Below are 4,710 nucleotides of genomic sequence, written 5' to 3'. Positions count from 1 at the left end.
ACATTTCGTAATCCAAGGGCATCAACACAAGTTCATTATGAGCCAAACAATTTTCATCAATAATCCCCAACGGAGCCATTATTTTCAAACTAGGCATTTTGTTCTTTCCCTCTTTTGTTAAGAGCTATAGTTGTCACATTATCCATATCGTTAATACTTGGGGGATTGCGTTCTAGGGTTAGGGTTTCCACAACTCCGTACTGAGAGCTGGTATCTCGAGATTGAGTAAGCCCATTGCCAGTAAACTCGCTATTCGCGCCAAGCTCCGTTCTAACGGCGTGCCGAGCATTAAACTTAGTTTGTTTTTTAAGCCTTTGCTAAGGAATCAAACTCACCACTTATATAACGCTTATTTATTTGTTTGAGTTGCTCCAAAAGGCCCTGCTCCAAAAGCATGTAACGGGGTACATCCCATTCTTGGGGGGCTATGTTTGAAATGTAATTAGCTCTACTAAAGTTCCTGACTGTATAACCAAATAAATTCTCGGCACAACAATTTCTGGATGCATTTATACGGATATTTTCATCAGCTATTTTTGCTTTAACATGAAGCACACCCACAGGAAGCCCACCTTCCTCTGGCTTTTTCCAGAACTTATTTTCAAAACTGTCGATTATCCAGCTTAAGGATTCCAAGGGGAATTCCTTCTGAGTTACCATCCACTCTTTTTTAAGCTTATTCCAAAATAGGGTACTAACCACAAAAAAAGACCCTTTTACGAAGAGACCAACTTTTTTATCTGGGAACATTTCATATTTTACTTGCATCAAGTGACGCTCGTTCAAATTCAGTTTATTTTGATCGATCAGCCCCAGAGCAGGAAGCAGTTTTAACTTAGCCATCTTTTTAGCGACCTCGAGGTTTTAAATCTATTGTTTTAACATTATTCATATTGATTATGGATGGCGGGTCTCGCTCCAACGTTAGAGTTTCAACTACGCCATATTCAGATTTGCTAGTTTGCTATTTGAACGCGAGGGGAAATGGGGTCTGTCCCGTATTAGCCTTTAACGAGGCTTGCCCCCACTGGCCTTTAAGCCTTTGCTAAGGAATCAAACTCACCACTTATATAACGCTTATTTATTTGTTTGAGTTGCTCCAAAAGGCCCTGCTCCAAAAGCATGTAACGGGGTACATCCCATTCTTGGGGGGCTATGTTTGAAATGTAATTAGCTCTACTAAAGTTCCTGACTGTATAACCAAATAAATTCTCGGCACAACAATTTCTGGATGCATTTATACGGATATTTTCATCAGCTATTTTTGCTTTAACATGAAGCACACCCACAGGAAGCCCACCTTCCTCTGGCTTTTTCCAAAACTTATTTTCAAAACTGTCGATTATCCAGCTTAAGGATTCCAAGGGGAATTCTTCTTGAGTTACACGCCACTTACTTTTCAATTTACTCCAATAGTGTGTATTTATGACAAAATGGACTCCCTTCACAAATATATTTACATCATGAGTCGGAAACATTTCGTAATCCAAGGGCATCAACACAAGTTCATTATGAGCCAAACAATTTTCATCAATAATCCCCAACGGAGCCATTATTTTCAAACTAGGCATTTTGTTCTTTCCCTCTTTTGTTAAGAGCTATAGTTGTCACATTATCCATATCGTTAATACTTGGGGGATTGCGTTCTAGGGTTAGGGTTTCCACAACTCCGTACTGAGAGCTGGTATCTCGAGATTGAGTAAGCCCATTACCAGTAAACTCGCTATTCGCGCCAAGCTCGGTTCTAACGGCGTGCCGAGCATTAAACTTAGTTTGTTTTTCTTGTGAAAATTCAGCAATAAATTCCGCTTGATCCTTGCTGTTAAACTCACCCAGCCCCACCGATTTATAATGTTCAATATTGTCGGCGTAATCTTTCTGATATTCAGGAGTCATCACCTCCTTTAATACATCTTCATCGAATCCATCATCTCCCCCTGCTAGCTCGTTAACACTTACATCCCGCATTTTCTCCCAAGTCGGCACGAAGGTGTCTTGGCCGAAGGCCGCCATATTTTCTCCACGATCAATAATATGAAGTACGTAGTCTTTGCTTGGATCGTAGGGCGTGCCCAGCACCGCGGCGATTAACTCGGGATCTGTGTCGGCATTTTCTAGTTGGTCGAAGCTGGTTGACCAGATGGGAACTAATCCGCTATCGCGCTGGTGCGCCAGCTTAGCGGTGGCATCGGTATTTTTTGTTTGGAAGCTCACCAAAAAACGTTCGCCGGCAACCTCGCCGCTTTTCACTTGCGCTTGTAGCTGTCTATCGGTGTATTTTGGTTTATAACCTTCATCATCCAGCTTCTTGCGCGCTTCAAGCAAACGCTTTTCACACTCCCCTATACTGCTAGGCAGTTTTTTTGTGTTTATGGCGGGAGCAGGTGATGGCTCGGGTGCTAGCGGTACTCGGCGATTGCCGGGCATATCGGTTGCACTAACAAGAACCGGGGGAGCGTTTCCGGTTGTTGGCTGTTGCTGATAGGCTACTTTATAAACCCAAATAGCACCACTGGCGAGTTGCTGTGTGAGTAAATTCTTTGCGGCTTGCTGATCACTGGTTGAGGTGCCCACGTATTGGCTTGGCCCGCAGACGCCGCTGCTGTGCAAAGCGCTAGCAAGGCTTGCCGCATCGAAGGGGATGGCATTCACCAGGGCTTCGGCTTCCGCCAGGCTGGAGCACACTTGGCGTTCGGCCTTACACGGGATGTGTGTATTTTTAACCGAAGGCATAAAACACATGCCCTGCCCCGGCGCTACAGCTATGGGCGTAGCATCTTGCAGCCTGGGTAGCTTGTAAAACCGAATAGCGCCCCTAACCACTAAACACGCAACCCGAAAGCTTATGTGTTGGTGAATATCGTTAGGCGATAACATGCCGCCCACCCAATTAGGCCAATGGTGAGCTTCCACGTTAAGGTGTGAAATAAACTGTTGGGCGTACACCAAATCATTGCGGAGATAAGGCTCCAAGCGAGAATCACTCACGCTATTAGCGCCAATCACCATTTCAAATAAATAGCCAAAGGCGTCACTTACAATGGGGTTTGTAAAATAGCTCATGTTAAAAGTCCGTTTTTATTTCTGCATTCCAAGCTTTGGTGTTTTTCTCTAAATTAAAATGTTTACCCTATGGCAAGCCCCGTGAACTCCGTTAACGGGGCTACCCCGCTATAACCTACATTTACCGTGGCATTTTCACCAAAAATAACGCCATTCGGGTTTATTAATATTACTTGGCCGTTAGCGTCTATTTGGCCCTGAATTTTAGAGCCGTGGTTACTTAAAATATTATTAAGTGCAATGGAAGAGCTGCTGGGTTGAATAAACTGCACGCGCTCGTCGGCCGCCACATCGAAGCTTTGCCAGTTAATAGCCATGCGGTCGGTTGCTTGGTTAATGGTGGTGGTGCTGCCGTTGTGATTTATATCGCCAGCGCCGCCAACTACTTCGCCACCTTCTGGGCCAGCTTGTGCCATAGAGCAAACGGCACTCGTCACAGCCAACGCCAACAAAGATCGCTTACTAGCCCATTCAGTTTTGTTAATCCATTTCATACAGCACTACTCTTCCCGTCGCCTTTGGTGAACAATTTACAGAAGTTAAATTCGCTTAAACGCCTAACATTCAACCTTACTAAGGCGTAACCACCTTGGTTTTAAACAGAACTACGCGCTCGCCGGTGGACAAATCCAACGCGTAAGCGGCCTCGTCATCAGAATCTACAACCAAGACATATTGCTGCTCTTGGTATTCATTCCATGCGGGGCCTTTATCAATTCCGGTGGATTGCGATATACCCGATTTTAGATTTTTAAAGGTCATACCGGCCTTGCCTTGTGAAAGAATGCTACGCGAACCATCGTCAAGGCTTACGCCTATAACAAGGTCTGAATTAATGCCACCAAGCATGACTAACTGGTTGCGGCCTTCTTTTCTATCTAGAATAAGCGAGGTCATTGCGCCCCCCGCATTAAAGCCGGTAATACCATTGTTACCTTCAGAACTAAAAAGACTGTAGTCACCCGTGGCTATGTCGAGCTGAAGAATATCACCGGCACTATTGTTAACAACGTAAAGCGTACCGGCATCATCATCCACGGCTAGCCCGTATGGCGTCTCGAATACTTCACTGCCCACGGCTGAAGAAGCGTTCGCAACCTCACGAACATTTCCGGTACGAAAGTCAGCTTCGTAAACCACCTGGTTTACGGGGTTAACCACATAGGCAAACACAGACTCGCCTTCAGATTGCATCAGCCCTTGCCCGGCAACGGCAACATCGCCAATCTCGCCTTCCCAGCCATTCGAGTTTTCTACTGGTAACGGTATAATTTCAACCCCTTCCCATGAGGGATAAGTGCCCCCCCTCGTTGGGTAAAACATGGCTAAAGCTAACCCACCATTCGGAATTCCACGCTCTTCGATGACGATAATATAGCGTTGATTGTTATCCCCCCCTCGGATCCGGGACATTTCATCTAGATCAACCGAGAACTGGCTGTAGTCGAGGGGAGAAGTTCCAACAAACTCACTATCGATAGCTGAGTAGACTTCAAAGGCGGGGCCCTCTCCTTCACCGCTAGAATTCAGTGCCACTCTTCTCGCGTTATTTAAAATCTGAGCACTACGTACGCTACCCATAGGGTTGGCATCCGCACCATCAGGAAAAATAGCACTGTCGAAATCGCCTTTGCGCACGTTAACGTT

The 4,710-nt window shown here is 45.4% G+C and carries 5 protein-coding genes; all 5 read right to left on the bottom strand.

Annotation, left to right across the window (positions count from 1 at the left end):
• Positions 1-306 precede the first annotated feature (306 nt).
• Positions 307-843 carry a hypothetical protein gene (locus tag IDZ20_RS06645; RefSeq protein WP_188150646.1) on the bottom strand — a complete coding sequence of 179 codons (537 nt, stop codon included), beginning with the start codon at positions 841-843 and terminating at the stop codon, positions 307-309.
• 191 nt (positions 844-1,034) lie between these two features.
• Positions 1,035-1,571, bottom strand: a complete 537-nt coding sequence (locus IDZ20_RS06640; protein WP_223144919.1) for a hypothetical protein — start codon at positions 1,569-1,571, stop codon at positions 1,035-1,037.
• On the bottom strand, positions 1,564-3,063 hold the full coding sequence (locus tag IDZ20_RS16210; protein ID WP_223144918.1) for a hypothetical protein: 1,500 nt from the start codon (positions 3,061-3,063) through the stop codon (positions 1,564-1,566). The genes IDZ20_RS06640 and IDZ20_RS16210 overlap by 8 nt, the downstream gene beginning before the upstream one ends.
• Before the next feature lie 62 nt (positions 3,064-3,125).
• On the bottom strand, positions 3,126-3,557 hold the full coding sequence (locus IDZ20_RS06630; protein WP_188150645.1) for a two-partner secretion domain-containing protein: 432 nt from the start codon (positions 3,555-3,557) through the stop codon (positions 3,126-3,128).
• A gap of 79 nt (positions 3,558-3,636) precedes the next feature.
• Positions 3,637-4,710 (bottom strand): YncE family protein (locus IDZ20_RS06625; protein ID WP_223144917.1); only part of this gene is annotated, 1,074 nt, incomplete at its 5' end.

The sequence above is a fragment of the Teredinibacter waterburyi genome (genome assembly GCF_001922985.1).
GTDB classification, from domain to species: Bacteria; Pseudomonadota; Gammaproteobacteria; order Pseudomonadales; family Cellvibrionaceae; genus Teredinibacter; species Teredinibacter waterburyi.
The sequence above is the reverse complement of the archived record's forward strand: the minus strand, read 5'-3'. Positions and strand labels throughout refer to the sequence as shown.

Excerpts from the sequence above, each read along its gene's own strand:
- IDZ20_RS06645 (WP_188150646.1), bottom strand. The coding sequence starts at position 843 with ATGGCTAAGTTAAAACTGCTTCCTGCTCTGGGGCTGATCGATCAAAAT.
- IDZ20_RS06640 (WP_223144919.1), bottom strand. The coding sequence starts at position 1,571 with ATGCCTAGTTTGAAAATAATGGCTCCGTTGGGGATTATTGATGAAAAT.
- IDZ20_RS16210 (WP_223144918.1), bottom strand. The coding sequence starts at position 3,063 with ATGAGCTATTTTACAAACCCCATTGTAAGTGACGCCTTTGGCTATTTA.
- IDZ20_RS06630 (WP_188150645.1), bottom strand. The coding sequence starts at position 3,557 with ATGAAATGGATTAACAAAACTGAATGGGCTAGTAAGCGATCTTTGTTG.